21 protein-coding genes are annotated in these 21,790 nt (G+C 61.3%); 15 read left to right on the plus strand and 6 right to left on the minus strand.

Annotated elements, in window-relative coordinates; genetic code table 11:
* Positions 1 to 554: 554 nt before the first annotated feature.
* From G3N58_RS22210 to G3N58_RS22245, 9 genes are all read left to right on the plus strand, one after another.
* Complete coding sequence (locus tag G3N58_RS22210; protein WP_167037636.1) at positions 555 to 926, plus strand: GFA family protein; 372 nt, start codon at positions 555 to 557, stop codon at positions 924 to 926.
* The gene (locus tag G3N58_RS34540; RefSeq protein WP_345889821.1) at positions 923 to 1,045 is read left to right on the plus strand and encodes a hypothetical protein; all 123 of its coding nucleotides are present in this window, start codon (positions 923 to 925) and stop codon (positions 1,043 to 1,045) included. Before G3N58_RS22210 ends, G3N58_RS34540 begins: the two co-directional genes overlap by 4 nt.
* 7 nt (positions 1,046 to 1,052) lie before the next feature.
* A complete protein-coding gene (locus tag G3N58_RS22215; protein WP_167037634.1) occupies positions 1,053 to 1,793 on the plus strand; it encodes a response regulator in 741 nt (246 codons plus the stop codon).
* A complete protein-coding gene (locus G3N58_RS22220) occupies positions 1,790 to 3,115 on the plus strand; it encodes a HAMP domain-containing sensor histidine kinase (RefSeq protein ID WP_167037631.1) in 1,326 nt (441 codons plus the stop codon). The genes G3N58_RS22215 and G3N58_RS22220 overlap by 4 nt, the downstream gene beginning before the upstream one ends.
* 309 nt (positions 3,116 to 3,424) lie before the next feature.
* Positions 3,425 to 3,652, plus strand: coding sequence for a hypothetical protein (locus tag G3N58_RS22225; protein ID WP_167037628.1), 228 nt, complete (start codon positions 3,425 to 3,427; stop codon positions 3,650 to 3,652).
* 144 nt (positions 3,653 to 3,796) lie between these two features.
* Complete coding sequence (locus G3N58_RS22230; protein ID WP_167037626.1) at positions 3,797 to 5,218, plus strand: basic amino acid/polyamine antiporter; 1,422 nt, start codon at positions 3,797 to 3,799, stop codon at positions 5,216 to 5,218.
* A gap of 50 nt (positions 5,219 to 5,268) precedes the next feature.
* Positions 5,269 to 6,516 (plus strand): arginine deiminase, encoded by a 1,248-nt coding sequence (gene arcA, locus G3N58_RS22235; RefSeq protein ID WP_167037623.1) that lies wholly within the window; start codon positions 5,269 to 5,271, stop codon positions 6,514 to 6,516.
* A 148-nt stretch (positions 6,517 to 6,664) separates the two neighbouring features.
* On the plus strand, positions 6,665 to 8,167 hold the full coding sequence (locus G3N58_RS22240; RefSeq protein WP_206000232.1) for a Na+/H+ antiporter NhaC family protein: 1,503 nt from the start codon (positions 6,665 to 6,667) through the stop codon (positions 8,165 to 8,167).
* Positions 8,168 to 8,369: 202 nt separating this feature from the next.
* Entirely contained in the window at positions 8,370 to 8,705 is a 336-nt protein-coding gene (locus G3N58_RS22245; protein ID WP_167281430.1) for an RcnB family protein, read from the plus strand.
* A 77-nt stretch (positions 8,706 to 8,782) separates the two neighbouring features.
* Here the strand turns inward: G3N58_RS22245 and G3N58_RS22250 are convergent, their stop codons facing one another.
* Complete coding sequence (locus tag G3N58_RS22250) at positions 8,783 to 9,832, minus strand: serine hydrolase (RefSeq protein WP_205192515.1); 1,050 nt, start codon at positions 9,830 to 9,832, stop codon at positions 8,783 to 8,785.
* A gap of 651 nt (positions 9,833 to 10,483) precedes the next feature.
* Between G3N58_RS22250 and G3N58_RS22255 the strand changes: the two genes are divergently transcribed.
* Genes G3N58_RS22255 through G3N58_RS22270 form a run of 4 tightly spaced genes read left to right on the plus strand, consistent with a single transcriptional unit; the run spans position 10,484 to position 13,917 of the window.
* On the plus strand, positions 10,484 to 11,200 hold the full coding sequence (locus tag G3N58_RS22255; RefSeq protein WP_167037611.1) for an ABC transporter permease: 717 nt from the start codon (positions 10,484 to 10,486) through the stop codon (positions 11,198 to 11,200).
* Positions 11,201 to 11,256: 56 nt separating this feature from the next.
* Positions 11,257 to 12,126: a glycine betaine ABC transporter substrate-binding protein gene (locus G3N58_RS22260; protein ID WP_205192535.1), complete on the plus strand. Its 870-nt coding sequence runs from the start codon at positions 11,257 to 11,259 to the stop codon at positions 12,124 to 12,126.
* Between the two features lie 10 nt (positions 12,127 to 12,136).
* Positions 12,137 to 12,790 (plus strand): ABC transporter permease, encoded by a 654-nt coding sequence (locus tag G3N58_RS22265; protein WP_167037605.1) that lies wholly within the window; start codon positions 12,137 to 12,139, stop codon positions 12,788 to 12,790.
* Complete coding sequence (locus G3N58_RS22270) at positions 12,787 to 13,917, plus strand: ABC transporter ATP-binding protein (protein ID WP_167037602.1); 1,131 nt, start codon at positions 12,787 to 12,789, stop codon at positions 13,915 to 13,917. The genes G3N58_RS22265 and G3N58_RS22270 overlap by 4 nt, the downstream gene beginning before the upstream one ends.
* Positions 13,918 to 14,020: 103 nt before the next feature.
* Here G3N58_RS22270 and G3N58_RS22275 read toward each other — a convergent pair whose 3' ends face one another.
* The 3 genes from G3N58_RS22275 to G3N58_RS22285 form a co-directional block, all read right to left on the minus strand.
* On the minus strand, positions 14,021 to 14,584 hold the full coding sequence (locus G3N58_RS22275) for a GAF domain-containing protein (protein WP_167037599.1): 564 nt from the start codon (positions 14,582 to 14,584) through the stop codon (positions 14,021 to 14,023).
* A gap of 27 nt (positions 14,585 to 14,611) precedes the next feature.
* A complete protein-coding gene (locus tag G3N58_RS22280) occupies positions 14,612 to 16,036 on the minus strand; it encodes an MFS transporter (RefSeq protein ID WP_167037596.1) in 1,425 nt (474 codons plus the stop codon).
* A gap of 69 nt (positions 16,037 to 16,105) precedes the next feature.
* Entirely contained in the window at positions 16,106 to 17,890 is a 1,785-nt protein-coding gene (locus G3N58_RS22285) for a gamma-glutamyltransferase family protein (RefSeq protein WP_167037592.1), read from the minus strand.
* Positions 17,891 to 18,107: 217 nt separating this feature from the next.
* Here G3N58_RS22285 and G3N58_RS22290 point away from each other — a divergent pair, with 217 nt between their 5' ends.
* The gene (locus G3N58_RS22290; protein ID WP_206000233.1) at positions 18,108 to 18,785 is read left to right on the plus strand and encodes an FCD domain-containing protein; all 678 of its coding nucleotides are present in this window, start codon (positions 18,108 to 18,110) and stop codon (positions 18,783 to 18,785) included.
* Positions 18,786 to 18,810: 25 nt separating this feature from the next.
* On the opposite strand, the gene G3N58_RS22295 is transcribed toward G3N58_RS22290, so the two are convergent.
* Positions 18,811 to 20,136: a type II toxin-antitoxin system HipA family toxin gene (locus tag G3N58_RS22295; RefSeq protein ID WP_167037586.1), complete on the minus strand. Its 1,326-nt coding sequence runs from the start codon at positions 20,134 to 20,136 to the stop codon at positions 18,811 to 18,813.
* Between the two features lie 2 nt (positions 20,137 to 20,138).
* Positions 20,139 to 20,651 (minus strand): helix-turn-helix transcriptional regulator, encoded by a 513-nt coding sequence (locus G3N58_RS22300; RefSeq protein WP_167037583.1) that lies wholly within the window; start codon positions 20,649 to 20,651, stop codon positions 20,139 to 20,141.
* Between the two features lie 761 nt (positions 20,652 to 21,412).
* Between G3N58_RS22300 and G3N58_RS22305 the strand changes: the two genes are divergently transcribed.
* Positions 21,413 to 21,790: a hypothetical protein gene (locus G3N58_RS22305; RefSeq protein WP_167037580.1), complete on the plus strand. Its 378-nt coding sequence runs from the start codon at positions 21,413 to 21,415 to the stop codon at positions 21,788 to 21,790.

Consider the following 21,790-nt stretch of genomic DNA (forward strand, 5'->3'; position numbering starts at 1 on the left):
AACAAGGGCTCACAGAAAATTTCGTGTCACTACAACGCATCGACAACCACGGACGCCAAGTGTTTGATCTATAAGGTGCTCTGGGTCGAAATTGCCTCAAATTCCGGCCGGAAATGTCGAACTCGGGGGCGCCGAATGTCCGGCGGGCGAAGGAATTGCTGGCTAAACTTGTGAACTTTTCAACGGCATGCAGCGTGTTTTAAATGCGAGCCGCCGCACTGCAACATCCGTATTGAAAGTGGGCGATGCTTAAAAGTCAAGCGTATTCGTTTTGATTCACTGGCATTACGCCCAATAGCGCTATTGTGATAATTGTTCACATGCCCGTGCGTAACGATCGTGTCTTGCGAGATCGATCGAATCCGCCAGCGCGATCCGTCATTCATTCGTGCTCGCCGGGTACCGCTGCGAGGCGAGGTCAAACGCGGAGTCCGCCGCAATCGGCAAGGTTTATTGCAATGTTATGTATCGGCTGAGTGCGCAGATACATTACGACATAATTCGACCGACGGGTCAGGCTATAACGCCAACATCGCCCGATCACGGAGAACACCATGAGCACCGAGCTGTTGCAAGGATCCTGCCATTGCGGGGCCGTCAAATTCGAAGTTCGTACCCCGATCGTTCCGGCTGGCCGCTGCAATTGCAGCCTGTGCCGCCGCAAGGGCGCGCTGATGACGCCACTCTTTCCCGCCGGCGAACTGAAGATTCTGAGCGGCGAAGAGTCGCTCACGCTTTACCAGTTCAACACGAAGGTCGCGAGGCACTATTTCTGCAAGCATTGCGGTATCTATCCGTTTCATCAGACGCGTAAAGACCCGAAACTGTGGCGCGTCAATATCGGCTGCCTCGACGGTGTCGATCCCTATGCGCTCGAAGCCAGCGTTGCGGATGGCGCGAGCCTTTCCGTGCTGGAGGGCGCGTGAAACGCTTCGTTGCCATCGCGGTGTTCGTCGCCGGCGGCCTTGCGGCCGAACTCGCACATCCGTTCAGGTGCTCGTTCATTCAGGCGAACGGTGTGCAGCTCAAGCGCCGCAAGAGATAATCTCGCGATGGAAAATCCCGACCACGTACTGATCGTCGACGACGACCGCGGCATCCGCGAACTGCTCGCCGGCTACCTCGAGAAAAACGGCATGCGCGTCTCGCTCGCGGCCAACGGCCGGCAGATGCGCGCCGCGCTCGATAACGGCGCGCCCGATCTGATCGTGCTCGATCTGATGATGCCCGGTGAAGACGGCCTCGTGCTGTGCCGCGAGTTGCGCGCCGGCAAGTTCAGCGCGGTGCCCGTGCTGATGCTGACCGCGCGCAACGAGGAAGCCGACCGCATCGTCGGCCTTGAAATGGGCGCCGACGATTACCTGTCCAAGCCGTTCGCCGCGCGCGAACTGCTCGCGCGGATTCGCTCGGTACTGCGCCGAACGCGCATGCTGCCGCCCGGCATGGAAGTGACCGAATCGGCGCCGATGCTGTGCTTTGGCGACTGGCGGCTCGATACGACCGCGCGCCATCTGCTCGACGCGGAAGGCACGATGGTCGCGTTGAGCGGCGCCGAGTACCGTCTGCTGCGCGTGTTTCTCGATCATCCGCAGCGCGTGCTCACGCGCGACCAGTTGCTGAACCTCACTCAGGGGCGCCAGGCCGATGCATTCGACCGCTCGATCGATCTGATGGTGAGCCGTCTGCGTCAACGGCTGCGCGATGGTGCACGCGAGCCGCGTTACATCAAGACGCTGCGCAGCGAAGGCTACGTGTTTTCGGCGGCGGTAACCGCGATCGGAGATCCGCAATGAGCAGGCCAGCGTGGCTGCACGGTCCGCGTACGCTGTTCGCGCGGCTGGCGCTGATCCTGTTCGTCGGTCTCGCGCTCGCACAGACGATGTCGTTCTGGCTCACGATGACCGAACGCGACCAGACGATGACCAATGTGATGATGGGCTACATCGAGCGCGAGGTCGCGAGCTCGGTCGCGCTGCTCGATCATCTGCCGCCCGGCGAGCGCGCGCAGTGGCTGCCGCGTCTCGCGCGGCGCAGCTACGAGTTCATGCTGGGGCCGGGCGTGCCCGGCGTGCCGGTCGATGCGAGCCTGTCGGCGCGCGTCGCGCAGTCGATCGGCGACGGCATCGGCAAGCGTTATCCGCTGAGCGTGAATGCGGTGCCGGGTGACCGCGAGCGTTTACAGGTTCATCTGCGGCTGAGCGACGGTATGCCGCTCACCATCGATCTGCGGCCGATGTCCGGTGCGCCGCTGTCGCGCTGGTTGCCGCTCGTACTGATATTGCAGCTGATCGTGCTTGCCGCGTGCTGCTGGCTCGCGGTGCGGCTCGCGACGCGTCCGCTGCATCAGCTTGCCGTGGCGGCCGATACGCTCGGCCCCGATCTGAAGGCCGAGCGTCTACCCGAAGAAGGGCCTTCGGAAGTGGCACGCGCCGCGCGCGCGTTCAATGCGATGCAGGATCGAATCGCAACCTATATGACCGAGCGCATGCAGATTCTCGCGGCGATCTCACACGATCTGCAAACGCCGATCACGCGCATGCGTCTGCGCCTCGACGTGATGGAGAACGAAGCGGAAGCGGGCAAGCTGCGCCAGGATCTGCAGGAGATGGAAGCGCTGGTGAAGGAGGGCGTCACCTATGCGCGCACGATGCACGGCACGAGCGAAGTGCCGCGTCGTATCGATCCCGATGCGCTGTTCGACAGCCTCGTTTGCGATTACGTCGATGCCGGTCAGGACGTGTCCTTGCAGGGCAGCTTCGGCCAGTCGCTGACATTGCGTCCGCAGGCATTGCGCCGCATCGTCGGCAATCTGGTCGATAACGCGCTGAAGTTCAGCGGCGCGGCGCAGATCGACATCGGCGCTTTGCACAACGGCGAGGCAACCGTCTCGGTGCTCGATCGCGGCCCGGGCATTCCGCCTGAATCGCTGGAGACCGTGTTCGAGCCGTTCTACCGGCTTGAGGGGTCGCGCAATCGTCAAACGGGCGGCACGGGGCTCGGTCTTGCCATTGCCCGGCAACTTGCGCTCGCCATGGATGCGACGCTCACATTGCATAACCGCGTCGGCGGTGGTCTCGAAGCGAGACTGACGTTGAGAAAATTATCCGGGACGTAAATCGGGCAGTGCAATAGCCGGAAAATCCACTGCGTACCCGATATGCATCATTACATTGTCGCCCGGACAGCATGGTTGTGAAATAGAAGCAAAAAAATGACATCGATTTTCAAATGGGCGATGGCAGTATTTATTGCACTGCAATCGATATTTGATTTCCGGGGTGGCTCGTGTTTTCCCTGGTGCGCGGAGCATATCTGTAAAAAATCGATGTGAATCGAGTTCACATTTTTAGGGTTTTATTCACTGGCCGCCATTGAATGCGAAGTGTTGCGCGACGCAACGCATGCATGGCCGGCGTCCATTCTCATGCCGCGTATCCCATACTTCGGAACAATCTATGCAGTTGATTTGACTCGATTTTTCGATCAGGCCGATGATCCCGCGCTTGAGCCGCAGCGCGATTACGATTTATCGATGGCAATGGCACAGGCATTCACGAAAATGCTATCAATTCACTCATCGGCATCAAGCATTGCCTCAATAATTTATTCACATTGCACAGCAGAAGCCTTATTCGCTCTGCCACTCAATTGACAAAAGCCAGCGGACGGACCATTCTTTTTCACGTGTGGCGGTTGCTGAGTAAAGTTGCCGATCCGGCCGCGATTGGCTGAGAGAAACGTTTCGTTCGAATCTGATTACCAACCTCGTTAAAAAGGTAACTAAAAAGGAATCCGAATGGCGTCCACTCCCCAAAAAATGTCGAGAATGCAGCTCACCGCCATGGTCGTGGGCGGCATGGTCGGTGCCGGGATTTTTTCCCTGCCGCGGACTTTCGCCAATGCCACGGGGCCGCTCGGCGCCGTCATTGCCTGGCTGATTGCCGGCACCGGCATGTATATGCTGGCGCGCGTGTTCCAGGCCCTCGCGGAACGAAAGCCCGAACTGGACGCCGGCGTGTTTGCCTATGCGAAAGCCGGCTTTGGCGACTACCCCGGCTTTCTCTCGGCATTCGGCTACTGGATCGGTAGCTGTATCGGCAACGTCTCCTACTGGGTGCTGATCAAGTCGACGCTCGGCGCATTCTTTCCCGTATTCGGCGAGGGCAATACCGCGGTGGCGATCGTCGTCGCATCGCTCGGCATCTGGCTATTCCATTTCATGATCCTGAAAGGGGTCCAGCAGGCCGCCTTTATCAACAGTATCGTGACGGTCGCCAAGGTCATTCCGATCCTCGTTTTCATCGTCATCCTGATCTTCGGCTTCAGGATGGATCTGTTTCAGGCGAACCTGTACGGCGGCGGGCTCGACGGCAATATCTTCGAGCAGGTGCGAGCGACGATGCTCGTTACCGTGTTCGTGTTCATCGGGATCGAAGGGGCGAGCGTTTATTCCCGTTATGCGAAGAAGCGCTCCGACGTCGGGCAGGCCACGATCCTCGGCTTTATCGTCGTGACTTCGCTGATGGTGCTCGTGACGATGCTGCCGTACGCGGTGCTGCAACGCGCGGACATCGCGGGCATGCGGCAGCCTTCGATGGCGGCGGTGCTCGAAGCGGTGGTCGGGCACTGGGGTGCGATCTTCGTGAGCGTGGGCCTGCTGGTTTCGGTGTTGGGCGCCTATCTTGCCTGGTCGCTGATCTGCGCCGAAGTGCTGTTCACGGCGGCACAGACCAAGGACATGCCCGCCGTTTTCGCGAAAGAGAATGCCAACAAGGTGCCGGCCAACGCGCTGTGGCTGACCAACATCGTGGTGCAGCTTCTCGTCATCAGCACGTACTTCTCGCGGGATGCGTTCGCGCTGATGCTCAACCTCACCAGTGCGATGTCGCTGATTCCCTATCTGTTCGTGGCCGCGTACGGGTTCATGATTTCGAATCGCGGCGAAGGCTACGACGTGCGCCCCGAAGAGCGCAAGCGCGACCTCGTGATGGCGGCCATCGCCGTGATCTATACGGTCTTCATGATTTACGCGGGCGGGCTGAAATTCATTCTGCTGTCCGCCGTGCTGTATGCGCCGGGAACGGCGCTCTATATCTGGGCGAGGCGCGAGCAGAGCAAGGCCGTCTTCATTACTTCCGACTGGATCATCTTTATCGTCGTAGTCCTTGGCGCGCTCGTCGGCATCTATGGTCTTGCGAGCGGAACGATCACGATCTGACGGCATTCGATCGAACATGGCGGATCAACACTGGAATTCAGGAGAGCATCATGGCGAATACAGGTGAGTTGGGTGTTCATTCCGAGGTCGGGCAATTGCGCAAGGTGATGGTGTGCGCGCCAGGGCTCGCGCATTCGAGGCTCACGCCGAGCAATTGCGATGAATTGCTGTTCGACGACGTGCTGTGGGTCGAGAACGCGAAACGCGATCACTTCGACTTCGTGACGAAGATGCGCGACCGTGGTGTCGAAGTCGTGGAGATGCACAACCTGCTCGCGGAAACGGTGGCGGTGCCCGAAGGCAAGAAGTGGATTCTCGATAACCAGGTCGTGCCGAATCAGGTCGGCCTCGGCTTTATCGACGAATTGAGAAGCTATCTGGAAGGGCTCGACAATCGCAAGCTCGCCGAAACGCTGATTGGCGGTTTGTCGACGCACGACTTTCCGGAAGCGCACGGCGGCAAGGCACTCGAAGTCGCGAAGGAAGCGGCGGGTGGCACCGAATATCTGCTGCCACCGTTGCCGAACACGCTTTACACGCGCGACACGACCTGCTGGATCTATGGCGGTGTGACGTTGAATCCGCTGTACTGGCCCGCGCGGCATGAAGAGACGATCCTCACGACGTCGATCTACAGGTTCCACCCGGACTTCGCGGGCAAGGTCAACGTGTGGTGGGGCGATCCGACCGAGGACCACGGTCTCGCGACGCTCGAAGGCGGCGACGTGATGCCGATCGGCAAGGGCGTGGTGCTTATCGGCATGAGCGAGCGCACCTCGCGTCAGGCCATCAGCCAACTGGCCGCCACGCTCTTCAAAAAGGGCGCGGCCGAACGCGTGATTGTTGCGGCCATGCCGAAGATTCGCGCGGCCATGCACCTCGACACGGTATTCACGTTCGCCGATCGCGACTGCGTGCTGGTTGCGCCGGACTTCATGGCGAAGACGCGCACATTCTCGTATCGCCCGAGCAGCCATCCGAGCGGCGTCGAACTGCACGCGGAGAACCAGCCGTTCACCGACGTGGTGGCCGAAGCACTGGGTTTGAAGAGGCTGCGCGTTGTCGAGGCGGGCGGCAGCGATTATCAGCGCGAGCGCACGCAGTGGGACAGCGGCGCGAACCTCGTGTGCGCAGCACCCGGTGTCGTCTACGCCTACGACCGCAACACGTACACGAACACGCTGCTGCGCAAGCAGGGCATCGAGGTGATTACGATCGTCGGTGCCGAGCTTGGGCGCGGTCGTGGTGGCGGTCACTGCATGACGTGCCCGATTATTCGCGATGCGGTGGACTATTAACCGCTCCAGCAGATAAGCGGAAAGGCATCGTTCGGTTGCCGCGTTTGCGGCAAGCGGCAGCGCATTCACGGCGACCGGATCTTGCCGGGCGGACGCAACTTCGTTGCGGCCGCTGTCCGGTTGCGGCCAAATACGGGGGCGAGCTCAAATGAAAAGGCCCGGGTCACCTCAGCCGGTCACGCTGACCGAGGCGATCATTCCGATCGCCAGCCTCGTCGTACTGGTGGGACTGTCCTATTACCTGTTCGGCGACGCGGGCGCGAGCGGCCCGAATCAGGTGGGGCTCGTCGTCGCCACGATGATCTCGGTGTTCATCGGCTGGCGCCACGGCCATACGCTGGCTTCGTTCGGCGAAGCCGCGGTTGCCAGTGTCAGCACCGGCATCGGTGCGATCTTCATCCTGTTCGCGGTGGGTGCGCTGATCGGCACATGGGCGCTGAGCGGTACGCTCGTAGGCATGGTCTATTACGGGCTGAAGCTTCTAAGTCCGAACTATTTCTATGTGACGGCGGCAGCGATCTGCGGTTTCGTTTCGATGAGCATCGGCAGTTCATGGACCGTCGCCGGCACGATCGGTATCGGACTGATGGGCATCGCGCAAGGCATGGGACTGAGCCCCGCGATCACGGCGGGTGCAATCATTTCGGGTGCGTATCTGGGCGACAAATCCTCGCCGCTCTCGGACTCCGCCAATCTCGCTGCCGCCGCGGCCGGTGTCGAGTTGTACCGGCATCTTCGCGAGGTTTTCCTAACCTCGGCGGTGGCGATGGTCATCTCGCTCGGCGTGTTCTATTTTTTCGGCCGGCCCGGCGATTTCGACGCGAGCGCCGAGATTCAGGCGATGCGCGGCGCGTTCCCTATCTCGCTGTGGCTGTTTCTGCCGCTGATTCTCGTCATCGTGCTCGCCGTTTTCAAAATACCGCCATTTACCGCGATCTTTCTCAGCGCGCTGGCGGGCGGCTTGCTCGCGGTCTGCGTGGCGCCCGAACGCGTGATCGCGTTTGCTGCCGCGAGGTCCGACGTGCCCGTGTGGCTCGCACTCGTCAAAGGCGTATGGCTTGCGCTCGCGAGCGGCTACAAGGCGTCGACGGGCAATCCCGCACTCGACATTCTCGTCACACGTGGCGGCATGGAGAGCATGCTCAGCACGATCTGGCTCATCATTACCGCGCTCGCATTTGGCGGTGTGGTCGAAAAGTGCGGTGTACTCGAGCGTCTGATTGAGCCAGTCATCCAGAAAGCGAAGAGCGCGGGCGCGCTGGTGGCCTCGCTGGTGGGCGCGATTCTCGCCACGAATATCGTGACCGCCGATCAGTACATCGCGGTCGTGCTCCCCGCGCGCATGTTCAGGTCGGCTTTCGCACGACGCGGCTTCGAGCCGGTTGTGCTGTCGCGTGCGGTCGGCGATACGGGCACGCCAACCGGGGCACTGATTCCGTGGAATAGCTGCGGCGCCTATATGGCGGCGACGCTCGGCGTGTCCACACTCAGTTACGCGCCATTCGCGGTGTTCTGCTTCCTGAGTCCGCTGCTGACGATTGCGATTGCCTACGCGGGTATCCGCATGCCACGTCTTGCGGCCGGTGCTACAGAGGGGTCTGCATCCGCATCCGCTTCGACGGAGTCCGCGTCATCGTATCCAGACGAATGAAACCTGGTAAGGCGATTGATTCGAGCTGAGGCAATTTCGCCATGCTCACGAATCGTTTGAATAGCGTTCTTTTCAGTTCTCGTTGTGATGTATGTCGTGTTGGTTTGCCGGGCCGAAAAGCTATTTACTATACTTTTAACGACTTCGAGAAAGCCCTGATTTCGTAGTTCATTCCTTTCTTTTCCCGCAGGGAGGTTTGACCATGAACAGACGCATTATCTCGCAGCTCGTTGCCTTCTCTTTTTCGGGTATTTCTCTGATTGCGATTGCGGCGGGACCGCCGCCGGACGCGGGCGGTGGCCCGATGGCCGGACCGGGCCGTCAGCAGGTGATGCCGTCCATTCCGCATCGGGACTGGCACAACGGCCAGCGTGTGCCGAACGAATACCGCCATAACAATTTCGTCATGGACGACTGGCGCGGGCACGGCCTCAAGGCGCCCCCGCGCGGACATAGATGGCTTGGGATCAACGGGGATTATGTGCTCGTATCGACGAACAACTGGGCTATTTCGACGATCGTCAGCGGCACGCAATGACGCAGTGACATTGCGCGCGCGGACATGTGCGCATGTCCGCGCTTCGTTACGTGAGTCGATGCACTGCGCCTGGCGGATCAGGTCAGCGAACACGTGAGCCAGTGATGGATGAGGCTTGCATCGAGCACCATCTCCTGCCGCGTCGGCGCCCCGAGTAATACGATAGTCTCTGGCCTGCCGTGTACGAGTACATGGATCACGACACAGTGGCCGGCCTCGTTTACGAATCCGGTTTTCTGCAACACGATAGGCCAGTTGTCGAAGCGAACCACCGGATTGGAGTTGACGTAGCGGAGTTCGCCATAGCCGGGGTGGGCGACGTAAGTACGGTCCGTCGTGAACCGATGGATGAGCGGATCGCGCGCCGCAACGGCAACGAGACGGGCCAGGTCTGTTGCTGTCGACACGTTATGCGGCGACAGGCCCGTCGGGTCACGGAACTGCGTGCGACGCATCTGGAGTGTGCGAGCCTCGTCGTTCATCGCTGCCACGAATGCGGGCCGCCCACCCGGGAAATCGCGGCTCAAGGCTGCGGCGGCCCGGTTCTCCGAAGACATCAAGGCGACATGGTACATATCGCGGCGCGAAAGCCGCGAGCCGACCGACAGCCGCGACCCCGTGAACTTGATCATGTCGCGATCACTCGCCGTGACCTGCAGAACGCCGTCGAGTGGCCGATGAGTTTTGCGCGCGACCACTGCGGTCATTAATTTGGATATCGAAGCAATGGGCCGGACTTTGTCGGCACGGCGGGCGAGGAGTGTCTTTCCGGTTCGGACGTCGACGACATAGATCGAGTCCGAATGGAGCCGATGAGCCGCGTGCCTGTCGTAACCGCAGCGGGCGAGCAGGCGTGGCCCCGCAGTGCTGTGGTGTGCAGAGTGTCGTGTGTGCCGCAGGCGTCTGCGCTTGTGCCCGGCGATATGATGCTGCACGCGCAATGGATGCGATGTCACCGCCGGCCGACGCCTGGACGATTTGCCGTTGCTCGTGGATGGCCCCTGCACGGACGCACTCCCTGGATGCGACGCGAATGCGTTGGTCACGAATGCGGATGCAACGGCGAACGCGACAATCATGACACGGCACGTGCGACCACGAATCAAGCGTGCGGCTACCCCAATCAAACAGCCATCTCCCTGTTGCGGCCGCCTTGCGGGGCAGGGCGCACCGGACGAAACGGAATGGCAAAAGCCGCGAGTCCTTCTGCCGAAGGGCAATAGTTTGCGGTACCCGGCTTTATGCCGTCAACCCTGAAATGGACGGACACCGCTTGTATTTAGTTCGTTATCCAATTTAATTGGAAAAATGATCCGATAATAGGTGTCGATTTTACCGGTATGACGGGGTGCTATATCGGACGCTAATTTTGCAAAGGTAGACGTCACTGCACGAATTGCTTATACTTTTCTGCGTTTCCATCACGTAATGACATATCCAATGGTGTACCGCGCGTCCTGTCCAGAGTGGCAATTCGTGTAGGTTTCACCGCATCAAACAGGGCCTCCGGTCCTTGCGCAGCACCTATCGTGCTGCCGCAATTTCTGCCGCCGTCGGGCGGCATCGTGCTCCAACGCGCTACGCGTTGCTGGGCGGAAAGCGACAACTGTACGAACGCGTGAGCGTTTGTCAGGTCCCCGATCACGCTCAATCGCCATAGGGGGCCTGGCTTGCTGCATGGCCGATGCGCCGGGCAGTCCGCTTCCTCATGTCGTTCGATATAGCGTCTTTCCTGTCCGTATTCATCACACGCTAAATCGACAAGGAGGAGTCTCGTCATGACGCAACGCACCGCCCGGATCATGGGCAGTCTGATTGTGGTCGTCGCCATCGCTGCGGCACTGGCGCTCGGCATCGGTGCCGACACATTTCGCAGCCGGGCTGGCGATCTCGCCTACTACACGGGGCAGCATCTGCTGCTCGTCGGTTATTCGATGGCGCTCGCGATTCTCGTGGGCGTGCCGGCCGGGGTCATCCTCAGCCGGCCGAAATTCAGGCGGCATGCGGAACGCGCGATGCAGATTTTCAACGTCGGTAACACGATTCCCTCGCTGGCCGTGCTGGCCATCGCGCTCGGCGTTTTCGGCATCGGCAGCGTGCCGGCCATCGTCGCGCTGTTTCTCGCCTCGCTTCTGCCGATCACGCGCAATACCTACGAAGGCGTGAAGAACGTGCCCGCCGCGCTGCGCGAATCGGCGCGCGGCATCGGTATGACCGGCTGGCAGTCGCTCACGCGCGTCGAGTTGCCGAATGCGATGCCCATCATCATCGGCGGCGTGCGCACCGCGCTTGCAATCAACGTTGGAACCGCACCGCTCGCTTACCTGATCGGCGCCGATAGCCTGGGCTCGCTGATCTTCCCCGGCATCTACCTCGACAATCAACCCTTGCTGCTGATGGGCGCAGCGTTCACCGCCCTGATCGCGCTCGCGCTCGACATGCTCGTCGCGGCGGGCAATCGCCAGTGGCTCATTCGACATGGAGCCGTGGCATGATTTCCCGTTTGACGAAAGGCGGCATACGCCGTGTTCTGCATCTCGCAAGCGCCTGCATGATCGCGCTTCTCGTCGCGGCGCCGTGCGCTTCGGCATTTGCGTCGACCATCCGGCTCGGCGCGAAGAACTTCACCGAACAATACGTTCTCGCGGAAATCACATCGCAATACCTGCGCTCGCGCGGCTACACCGTCGAGGCGCACTCGGGTCTCGGCAGCACGCTGATGCGTAGCGCGCTGGAAAACGGACAGTTCGACGTGGTGTGGGATTACACCGGCACGGCGGCGCTCGTCTACGACAAGATCGAAGAAAAGCTCACACCGCAGCAGATGTACGAGCGCGTCAAGGCGCTCGACGAACCGCGCGGCCTGATCTGGCTCGACGCGTCGCCGGTCAACGATACCTATGCGCTCGGCTTGCCGGGCCGCGTTGCGCAACGCACGGGTATTCGCACGGTTTCGGAACTTGCCGCGTACATGGCGAAGCATCCGGAATCGAAGCACTTCGTCTTCGGCATGGATGCCGAGTTCGCGAATCGCCCGGACGGTCTGAAGCCGCTGCTCGCGGCCTACGGCATGCATTTCCGGCGCGCGCAGCTCAAGCAGATGGACCCCGGGCTCGTCTATACGGCGCTGCATAACGACCAGTTGACGATCGGGCTCGTGTACACGACCGACGGCCGCGTGAACGGCTTCGGCATTGTGCCGCTCGAAGACGATCTGCACTTCTTTCCGCCCTACAACGCTGTGCCGATCGTGCGCAAGGAAGTGCTGGAACGCAATCCGCAACTCGCGAAGCAGCTCAACGCACTCTCCGCGGTGCTGAACAACGACGTGCTGCAGAAGATGAACAAGGAGGTCGATCTGGACGGCAAACCCGTGCAGGACGTCGCCGCCGAGTTCCTGCGCACGCATACCTTACCGTGAAGGAGTCCGCATGAGCGTAATCGACTATCTGTTATCGAACTGGCAGGACCTGCTGCACCTCACGCTGCAACATATCAATCTCGTGGGCATTGCCGTCGGCTGCGCGATCGTCGCGGGCGTTCCGCTAGGCATCCTGATCAATCGTCACGCGTGGCTCGCCGGGCCGCTGCTCGGTCTCGCGACCGTGATTCTCACGCTGCCCTCGATCGCGCTGTTCGGGCTGATGATTCCGGTGTTCTCGCGCTTCGGGCAGGGCATCGGCGCGCTGCCTGCGATTACGGCCGTGTTTCTCTATTCGCTTCTGCCGATCATGCGCAATACGCACCTGGCGCTTGCCAGCGTGGACGCCGGCATCAAGGAAGCGGGCACGGGCATCGGCATGACGGCCTGGCAGCGGCTGCGGCTCGTCGATTTGCCGCTTTCGGTGCCGGTCATTCTGGCGGGTGTGCGCACGGCGGTCGTGATGAACATCGGCGTGATGACGATCGCCGCCGTCATCGGTGCGGGCGGCCTCGGCACGCTGATCGTGCGGGCCATCGGCCAGAGCAGCATGATGAAGCTCGTGGTAGGGGCGGTGCTCGTCAGCATTCTGGCCATTGTCGCCGACCTGATTCTGCAGGCGCTGCAACGCGCCTTGACACCGAAGGGAGTACAAAAAACATGATCGAACTCGACAAACTGACCAAGACGTTTCCGCGCAAGGATGGACAAACCGTACGCGCCGTCGACTCGGTGAGCCTTTCGGTGCCGGAAGGGGAAATCTGCGTGTTCCTCGGACCGTCGGGCTGTGGGAAAACGACCACGCTCAAGATGATCAACCGCCTGATCGAGCCGACTTCCGGGCGCGTGCTCATCAACGGCGAAGATACGGCGGGCCTCGACGAAGTGAGCCTGCGCCGGCGTATCGGCTACGTGATCCAGCAGATCGGCCTGTTTCCGAACATGACCATCGAGGAGAACATCACGGTCGTGCCGCGTTTGCTCGGATGGGACAAGCAGCGTTGCGCCGCGCGCGCGGCTGAACTGATGTCGATGGTGGCACTCGATCCGAAGCTATACCTGAAGCGCTATCCGCGCGAACTGTCCGGCGGCCAGCAACAGCGCATCGGCGTGATCCGCGCGCTCGCGGCCGATCCGCCGGTGCTGCTGATGGACGAACCGTTCGGCGCAGTCGATCCGATTAACCGCGAATCGATCCGCAACGAGTTCTTCCAGATGCAGCGCCAGCTCGGCAAGACGGTGATCATGGTGAGTCACGACATCGACGAGGCGATCCAGCTCGGCGACCGCATTGCCGTGTTCCGTCGCGGCCAGCTGATCCAGTACGACCACCCCGACACGCTGCTCGCGCGGCCTGCCGACGAGTTCGTCGCGCAGTTCGTGGGTCAGGACAGCACGCTCAAGCGCCTGCTGCTCGTGAAGGCCGGCGACGCCGCCACGCAGCCCGAGACCGCGCAGGCCGGCACGTCTCTGGCTCGGGCCTTTGCCACGATGGATGAAAGCGACACGCGCCACCTGACCGTGCTCGATGAAGCCGGGCGGGCGCTCGGATACGTGGCCCGCCGGGCGGCGCGTGGCGCCGAAGGTGTGTGCGGAGACCGGCTGAGCAACTTCCCCGCGACGGCGTCAATCGACGACAACCTGCGTATCGTGCTGTCGAAGATGTACCAGTTCGCCGCGTCGTGGTTGCCGGTGCTCGACAACGAGGGGAGCTACCTCGGCGAAATTACGCAGGACTCGATCGCCCAGTACCTCAGTTCGGGCCGCTCGCGCCAGGCGATGGCCGCCTGAGGGTCAGCGCGATTCGGTGCGCGCGGCATCGAATCGTTAGCACGCGTCCCGTTTTGCCAAACACGTCGCAAAACGGGACGCGTGCGATGCCGCGAGGCATCTTTCAGGAATGAACCGTACCAGCGGAGAACTGCGCATTCTGTTTGAGCAGTGCGGGAGCCAGGAAAGCGCCGATCGTGAGGCCCATGCTTTCGTGATGGCTCGCGTACCAGCCTTCTTCGTGCGTCAGGTTCATCGTGCCGATGCACACACCGTCGTAGGCAATGGGAATGTTCAGTATCGAGCCGAGGCCCATGCCGGCCATCACCGCGTGGTCGTCGAACGCTTCGCGAATGCCTTGCGAGGTGGCGGCGCGAAACGGCCTGAGATCCTGCAAGATCTGTTTTGCCCAGGCGGTGCCTTGCTTCTTCTTGCGGCCGCCAAGCGGATAAACGTCCGGCATGTTCGTGTAGACGCGTTCGACTTCGTGGTGTTGCGCGTCGTACGACATGATCGTCAACAGCCTGAAGCCTATCGTGCTCGCGGCTACCTCATGAACCGCGCGGAAAATTTCGTGCGGCTGATCTTTCAGGCGGATCGCCATCGCGAGACGTTCGAGGTCGGCAATGGTCAGTGCCTGCGTGTCGCGCAGCGCAGGCTCGGTCGGGTTGGCTTGCATCGTTTGCATGGAAGAGTCCGAAAAAGGGCGGTGCGTTCAGCTGTGCAGGCGGGAAGAAGACTTGAGCTGGCCCGCTGCGTCAGGCGCCGCTGCGAACTCGCTGGCCTCGATGTCTTCCAGCGAGCGGTTGCGCGTTTCGATGCCGAGGAAGAACACGACGCAAGCACCGATCAGCAGCACCGCCGTGGTCATCGCGAACACCCCGAGGAAGCCCGATAGCGGATAAACGAGGCCGACCAGAATCGGCGCGCTCACTGAGCCAATGCGGCCGAACGAGGACGACGATCCGGTGCCGGTCGTACGCACCGCGGTCGGAAACACTTCCGGGGTGTAGGCATAGACGCCGGCGAAAGCGCCGTTCATGAAGAACGACAGCGCGATGCCCGCGGCCATGATCTCGAGGCCGGAGTGAGAGAACGCGAGCGTGATCGCCGCAATTCCGCCAAGCAGCATGTAAGACGCGACCACGCCTTTGCGGCCGATCTTTTCATTGAGCCATGCAGCGGAGAAATAGCCGGGAATCTGCGCGCCGTAAATCGCAATCGAATAGCCGAAGCTCTTCGTGATCGTGAGTCCTTCCTTGACGAGCAGGCTCGGAATCCACGAGAAGAACGAGTAATACGCGAAGGCCACCGAGAACCACATGAGCCAGCTCACGGCGGTAGTGCGCGCGAGCCGCGGCGACCACAGCGCGAGCACGTTGTGCAACGCGCCACCGCTTGCGGGCGCGGCCGTGGGCAGCGGGGCCGCGGTGCTTGCCGCGCTCACGGGGGCGAGCGTAATGCCTTTGCCGACGAACCATGCTTCGATTGCGCTGACGATGTCGTTTGCCTCGGTCGCGCGGCCCTGGCTTTCGAGCCAGCGCGGCGATTCGGGCAGCGTTCTGCGCCACCACAGCAGCATGACGACGGGCAGTGCGGTGATGACCGCGAGATAACGCCAGCCGTCGGCGAAGTTGCGCACCACGGCGAAACCGAGAATCGAAGAGCTCAGGTAGCCGAACGACATGAAGCCGACCAGCGCGCCGCAGAACATGCCGCGATAGCGCCGCGGCACGAATTCGGCGAGGAACGGTGCGATGACGACGGTCTCCGCACCCGAGCCGAAACCGGCGACCACGCGTAATGCAAAGAACGTGTGCCAGTCCTGTGCGGTGGCACTCGCGAGCGACGCGACGCAGTAGATCGCGAGCGCGCTCATCATGATGCGGCGGCGGCCGATCACGTCGGCAAGCACGCCCGAGAGGAACGCGCCGAAGAAGTAGCCGATATAGGTGCTACTCGCGACGAGGCCGGTTTGGGCGCTCGTCAATTGCCAGAGCTTGCTCACGACCGGCAGCAGGAAGGCGAGTGACGACGAATCGAGGCCGTCGAACATGTATCCCAGTCCGCCGATCAGCAGCAGTCTGCGATGAAAATTCGATATCGGCAGTCTTTCAAGACGGGCGGCGACGGCGGACACGGCAACTTCTCCTGATGATGCTGATGAAAATGGCGCGGCGAGCGCCGCGCGTTCTGTACTTCGGGCTGCTTATCGCCCGATTGCGTAGGCTTGCATCTGACGCGGCGTGGCGGCGCCTCGCAGCAAACCGTTTCTGATGCTGACCGCGCACACGCGGCCCAGCGCCCACGGTTCCGCGACGGTCAGGTCGTGACCGCGCGCGCGCAACTCGGCGAGCGTGCTTTCCGGGAAGCGCGACTCGGCGGACATCTTGCCGAGCTGCATCGCACGCGGATAGAACGAGCCGGGGAAGTGCGCGGTCTGGAACGACGGCGCATCGACGGCGGCCTGGAAGTTCATGCCGCCATGCACGTGCTTGAGGAATAGCTGCAGCGACCATTGATCCTGCTGATCGCCGCCCGGCGTGCCGAAGGCCGCGTAGGGCTTGCCGTCGCGCGTGACGAGCGTGGGCGACAGCGTGGTGCGCGGACGGCGGCCCGGACCGAGCGACGAAGGCAGGCCCTCTTCCATCCAGAACATCTGCGCGCGCGTCGTGACGTTGAAGCCGAGGCCGGGCACTGCCGGCGACGCCTGCAGCCAGCCGCCGGACGGCGTGGCCGAAACCATGTTGCCCCAGCGGTCGACGACGTCGAGATGCACCGTATCGCCGCGCAGTTCAGGCAGCGGCGCGAACGTCGGTTCGCCCTGGCCGAAGCCGCCCGCCTGTTCGCGGCCGGCATTCGCGATGATGCGCGCAGCGCGCTGTTCGCTGTCGCCGAGTTGCCCTGGGCGGAATTCGAACGACGCGCGGCGCGGATCGACGAGCTTGCGGCGCTCGTCGTTGTAGGCGTCGCTGAGCAGCACGTCCATCGGCACATGCGAAAACGCGGGGTCGCCGTAGAACACGTCGCGATCGGCAAATGCGAGCTTCGAACACTCGATGACCGTATGAACGAAGTCCGGCCCGAGCGGGTCCATCGCGCCGAGATCGAAACCCTTGAGCAGCGCGAGCTGCTGCAGGAACATCGGCCCCTGGCCCCACGGTCCGGTCTTGTGAACGCGCAGGCCCGCGTAGTCGTACGAGACCGGGTCTTCGTAGGTGGGCTCCCAACGCGCCATATCGCCTGCATCGAGCAGGCCGTAATTGCGCTGGCCCGAGGTGTCGAGCACGGCCGTCGAACGGAAATACTGGTCGATCGCATCGGCGACGAAGCCGCGATAGAACACGTCGCGCGCGCGTTCGCATTGTTCGGCGCGGTCGCTGCGCGTATTCGCTTCGCGCAGGATGCGCTTGTAGGTCTCTGCGATCGCGGGATTGGCGAACAGATGGTTGGGCGTCGGCACTTCGCCGTTGCGCAGCCACTGCTCGGCCGAGGTGGTCCATTCGGTGCGGAAGAAGTCCTTGATCGCAAGGATCGACGCCGCCATGCGCGGCAGCACCGGATAGCCGTTTTCCGCGTAACCGATCGCGTAGCTCAGCACGTCTTCGAGCGGCAACTGGCCGTAATCGCGCAGCATGGCCATCCATGCGCCGAACGCGCCCGGCACCACGGCGGGCAGCAGACCCGTGCCCGGCACGACGTCGAGCCCCAGGTTGCGCATCCGTTCGATGGTCATGCGCTCGGGCGTTACGCCCTGGCCGCACAGTACGCGCACCCGGTCTTCGCGCGCGCTATAGAACACGACCGGCAGTTCGCCGCCCGGACCATTCAGATGCGGCTCGACGATCTGCAGCACGAAGCCGGCTGCCGCGGCGGCATCGAACGCATTGCCGCCTTTTTCGAGGGTGGCCATTGCCGAGGCGCTCGCGAGCCAATGTGTCGAGGACACCATACCGAAGGTGCCGATCAGTTCCGGACGGGTTGTAAACGACATGCGCGACTCCTTTGCGACAGCGGGACCAATGATAGAACCAATTATGAATGGTTCCATTGTAAAAGATAGAAGAGTAAGGCTAATGCAACCCGGTTGCACCCGGTGTTAACCCGATATACACGGCCAGTATAGCGGATAAAAAATACCCTGAAGGACGGCGTGCGGTCTCGCCGGGATTCTGATATCGTTTAAACCAATTAATATTGGTTCGGAAAAAATGGAAAAGCCAGTACTGGATGCGTTGCTCGACTACATTGCCCAGCATCGCCTGAAGGATGGCGATGCGCTGCCGCCCGAACGGACGCTTGCGGAAGAACTGGGCGTGAGCCGCCGCGAGTTGCGCTCGGCGCTGGCGTCGATGGAAGCCTCGGGCCGCGTGTGGCGTGGCGTCGGCCGTGGCACTTATCTCGGCGCCCGGCCGCTAAAGTTCGCGCCTACGCTGCGGGGGCTGCGCGTCGGCACCAGTCCGGCGGACATCGCCGAAATGCGCCTGCTGTTCGAACCGGCGCTTGTCGCACTGGCGGCGACGAAGGCGAGCGGTGACGATCTGCAGGAGCTGGAAAAGTGCGCGCGTAAAAATGCTGCCGCGAAAACCGACGACGAATGGCAGCAATGGGATCACCGCTTTCATCTGCTGATTGGCCTGGCTACGCGAAATCCCGCGCTGATTGCGTTGATGGAAGTCATCAACGGTATGCGTGTGAAACCGGAGGTCCGCGAAAAAACGGCCGCGCAGGAGACGCGGCAGTATTTCGCGCAGCAGCACCAGGAGATCGTCAATGCGCTGAAAGCACGCGACGCGGAAGCGGCGGCGCGCTACATGCGCGAGCATTTGCTGAGTGTTCAGTGGCGCGCGTCGGCGAAGGTGGATGAAGTCGTGGCGCGGCAGATTTGAAGAATGCGTTTTTCCGGCTTTTTTTCTACTGCGCCAGTTTTCTGTTCAACCGGCGCATGCCGTTGAACACCGCATCGGCGACGTCCATCGGAAAGTCGTCGGGCAGTTGCGACGATACTTCATCGATGACCGTATCGGTTCGCGCGGTCAGTTCGTCGATCATCGTTTCGACGGCCGCGGCGGAAAAACCGGTGCGTTGTCCTTCGGCAATCCAGTGTCTTCGCTGGATCTGATTGAGCAGGTAGTGGACGTTTTTGCCGCGAACGGCCATCGCGAGTTTCACTCTTTGCACGGCTAGATGGCTCGGCCCCGAACCGATGATCGGATGCGCGGAGAGCACGTCGTAAAGCGGCGTCGATTCGTAACGATTGCCCGCGAGATGCGCGATGCTGAAGTTCTTCGCATGGCCATCGGTGGCGGCGAGTAGCCAGAAAATCATCTGCGTCGTGAAAAAGTTGCGCCGGTCCGTTGCGGCGCGAGACGAGCCGGCGAGTACTTCCATGATGGTCTCGATACCCGGGCCGCCATCGGATTCGTATTTATGAAGCGCCGATGTGCCGGTTGCCTGGCACATGTCTTCTTGCGGCAGCCGCACGATCCACGTTGCGTCGCTCGATGGTCTGCGATCGAACCGCTCGACGATCAATGCTTTCTCTTCGTCGAAGCGCGCGATTTCGCAGTGAGCAACGGGCAGGCCGTAAGCGGCGACGATGTGCGAACAGAGCCATTCGTTTTCGACCGACGTGCGCATGTCGGCGCGCATGTTGCCGACGAGCCCGAGCGGCAGCTTGAAGATATGCGTGGTCGGCGTGCTGCCTTCGGGCAGCAGCCAGCGATTGCGATGACGAAGCAGCGCGGTTTTCTCCTGCGCCCCGGCGATCGACAGGCGCAGGTCTTCGAGCGGATCGTGCTGGCCGAGCGGTGCCGCCGAGGTCGTGCCGCGCAGCAGGGCGGCGACGTCGCTTTCTCCAAGCGCGCGTCCCTCGATGCTCGTGAGGTCGGTGGGCGCTTCGTCGGGCGGCAGCATCTGCAGCGCGCCGACGCAGTCGCGGCCGAGAGCGGCAAGCAATGGAAACGGCGCGGTGCTGCCGGTCCGGTAACGCGTGGCGATGCGGCGCCGGATCGGTTCGCTGTCGGGCAGCAGATTGTCGAAATAGTCCGCGACGATCTGGCCGCGATATGGCTGATTGCCTGGTGTAAAAGGCAGTGACAGCGAGAGCGGGCGCCCTTGCGGATCGTCGATCCATTCGTCGAGATACGTCAAACGCTCGCCGTTGCGTGTCGTTTCCCAATAGCCGACCTGCAAGCCGTTCATCCACAGATTCAGGCGGCTTTGTGTGTTGCGTGCCATGCTCACCATTCCTCGCGTTTTTTGCCGGTGCTTGCGGATTTCGCGGCGGCGCGCGTCGGTTCGGACGCGCTATTGCCGCGCGCGGCGCGGCGCGTGGTCGTGCTGGCGGGCGGCTTCTTCGCGGCGGTTCGCGGGCGAGCGGACTTCGCCGCCGATGTTGGCTGTTTGCGCGGCGTTGCGGTGGTGCGCTTTTCGCCGATGCCTGCCGTGGTAGTGGTTTTGCCGCCGACGCGCCGGGTGGGCGCACGGCTGGTTGATGGCGGCGCGACACTTGCCTCGGCGGCTTCGCCTGGCGCCGCGCCGGTCTGCACGAGTTTCAGATCGACCTGCAATATCCGCAAGACCTTGAACAGACGTTCGACGCTGACGGCGGCCGGATTCGCTTCGAGTTGCGCGTAAGTCTGCTGCGTGACGCCGAGGCGGCTGGCCATCGCGGCCTGGGTGAGTGCGGCGGCTTTCCTGAAGCCTTGCAGGATCGGTCTCAACTGGCTCAGCGTCTTGATGGGGTAGTCCACGACAGGTCTCCGGCCGGCTTCGGCGTGACAACAGGCCAAAGCCTGTAAATGACTCGTACAGTCTATACCCTGTATTTTTCAAATACAAGCTAAAGACTGTTAATGCCGAAGATATGGCCGTTCGGATCGGCGTGACGCGGATAGAACATTTAACGCAACTAACGGTCAACAGCTTCAACCCCTTCTTTCGCTGCTTCGCAGCCATTCCAGACTATTGCCATCAGGTCGCGATCGAGCGTAACTGAACCGATCGAATTTGAATAATTGAAACGTCAATCGCTCTTTATTGATTAATGTAAAAACATTGAAAATTGAGAGGAAAAATAGAAGATCATATTTCACAAAAAAGTGACGAAACTCATATGTAATGCTTCCGGCATATAAAAGATTCGTTCAATAAAGCGATGAGTGTTTACGCGCATTGCATTCCTTTACCCGTTATTCGATCGTCAATTTATTCAATAGCATTGTTGCGCGAAGGGCACGACAGCAGGCTTGGAAATTACAGAAAACTCTGTAGACTCTATGGCGTGCCTGAGGCGCACGCGCGTTAGCAAACCATTTGAATTCGTCGAGAGAATTTCAGGTCTCGCAATAGCTATTTCTCTATTGAACCTGATTCGATGAACCATGCCGACCCGGTGAACCTGAAAAGGAGATTCGACGAGAACGAGACCGATCATTCTTCCAAATAACTCGATCGATGCCGCGGATATTTCGGCGGCAGGCCGCTGGAGAACATTATTTCCATGGAGTATGTAATGGCAATCAAACCACAATGGCGAACGCTGTTATCTCTGACTTTCCTGTCGCTGGCCGTGATGAGCAACGTCGCGCGCGCGGACAACATTCCAATTGTCACGGGTCAGCAATGGATGGAGTCGTCGCCGGAAGCGAAGAAAGCCTATCTCGTCGGGATTGCCAATCTGATCGAAGTCGAGCGCGCCTATGCCGGCAATGCGGCGAACGCCAGCGACATCGCGCAGCGCTTTGGTAAAGGCATGCAGGGGCAGACGCTCGACAGCGTGCGCGTGGGGCTCGACAACTATTACGCATCCAATCCGACGATGATCCAGCACCCGGTGATCGAGACCCTCTGGTTCCAGATGGTCGTGCCCGGGCTGAAGAAAAACCAATAA

The organism is Paraburkholderia sp. Ac-20342 (genome assembly GCF_017104985.1).
In the GTDB taxonomy this organism is placed as follows: Bacteria; Pseudomonadota; Gammaproteobacteria; order Burkholderiales; family Burkholderiaceae; genus Paraburkholderia.

Bases quoted from the DNA above. Each gene is read 5' to 3' on its own strand.
- G3N58_RS22210 (WP_167037636.1), top strand. From the start codon at position 555: ATGAGCACCGAGCTGTTGCAAGGATCCTGCCATTGCGGGGCCGTCAAA.
- G3N58_RS22215 (WP_167037634.1), top strand. From the start codon at position 1,053: ATGGAAAATCCCGACCACGTACTGATCGTCGACGACGACCGCGGCATC.
- G3N58_RS22220 (WP_167037631.1), top strand. From the start codon at position 1,790: ATGAGCAGGCCAGCGTGGCTGCACGGTCCGCGTACGCTGTTCGCGCGG.
- G3N58_RS22225 (WP_167037628.1), top strand. From the start codon at position 3,425: ATGCCGCGTATCCCATACTTCGGAACAATCTATGCAGTTGATTTGACT.
- G3N58_RS22230 (WP_167037626.1), top strand. From the start codon at position 3,797: ATGGCGTCCACTCCCCAAAAAATGTCGAGAATGCAGCTCACCGCCATG.
- arcA (WP_167037623.1), top strand. From the start codon at position 5,269: ATGGCGAATACAGGTGAGTTGGGTGTTCATTCCGAGGTCGGGCAATTG.
- G3N58_RS22240 (WP_206000232.1), top strand. From the start codon at position 6,665: ATGAAAAGGCCCGGGTCACCTCAGCCGGTCACGCTGACCGAGGCGATC.
- G3N58_RS22245 (WP_167281430.1), top strand. From the start codon at position 8,370: ATGAACAGACGCATTATCTCGCAGCTCGTTGCCTTCTCTTTTTCGGGT.
- G3N58_RS22255 (WP_167037611.1), top strand. From the start codon at position 10,484: ATGACGCAACGCACCGCCCGGATCATGGGCAGTCTGATTGTGGTCGTC.
- G3N58_RS22260 (WP_205192535.1), top strand. From the start codon at position 11,257: ATGATCGCGCTTCTCGTCGCGGCGCCGTGCGCTTCGGCATTTGCGTCG.
- G3N58_RS22265 (WP_167037605.1), top strand. From the start codon at position 12,137: ATGAGCGTAATCGACTATCTGTTATCGAACTGGCAGGACCTGCTGCAC.
- G3N58_RS22270 (WP_167037602.1), top strand. From the start codon at position 12,787: ATGATCGAACTCGACAAACTGACCAAGACGTTTCCGCGCAAGGATGGA.
- G3N58_RS22275 (WP_167037599.1), bottom strand. From the start codon at position 14,584: ATGCAAACGATGCAAGCCAACCCGACCGAGCCTGCGCTGCGCGACACG.
- G3N58_RS22285 (WP_167037592.1), bottom strand. From the start codon at position 17,890: ATGTCGTTTACAACCCGTCCGGAACTGATCGGCACCTTCGGTATGGTG.
- G3N58_RS22290 (WP_206000233.1), top strand. From the start codon at position 18,108: ATGGAAAAGCCAGTACTGGATGCGTTGCTCGACTACATTGCCCAGCAT.
- G3N58_RS22295 (WP_167037586.1), bottom strand. From the start codon at position 20,136: ATGGCACGCAACACACAAAGCCGCCTGAATCTGTGGATGAACGGCTTG.
- G3N58_RS22305 (WP_167037580.1), top strand. From the start codon at position 21,413: ATGGCAATCAAACCACAATGGCGAACGCTGTTATCTCTGACTTTCCTG.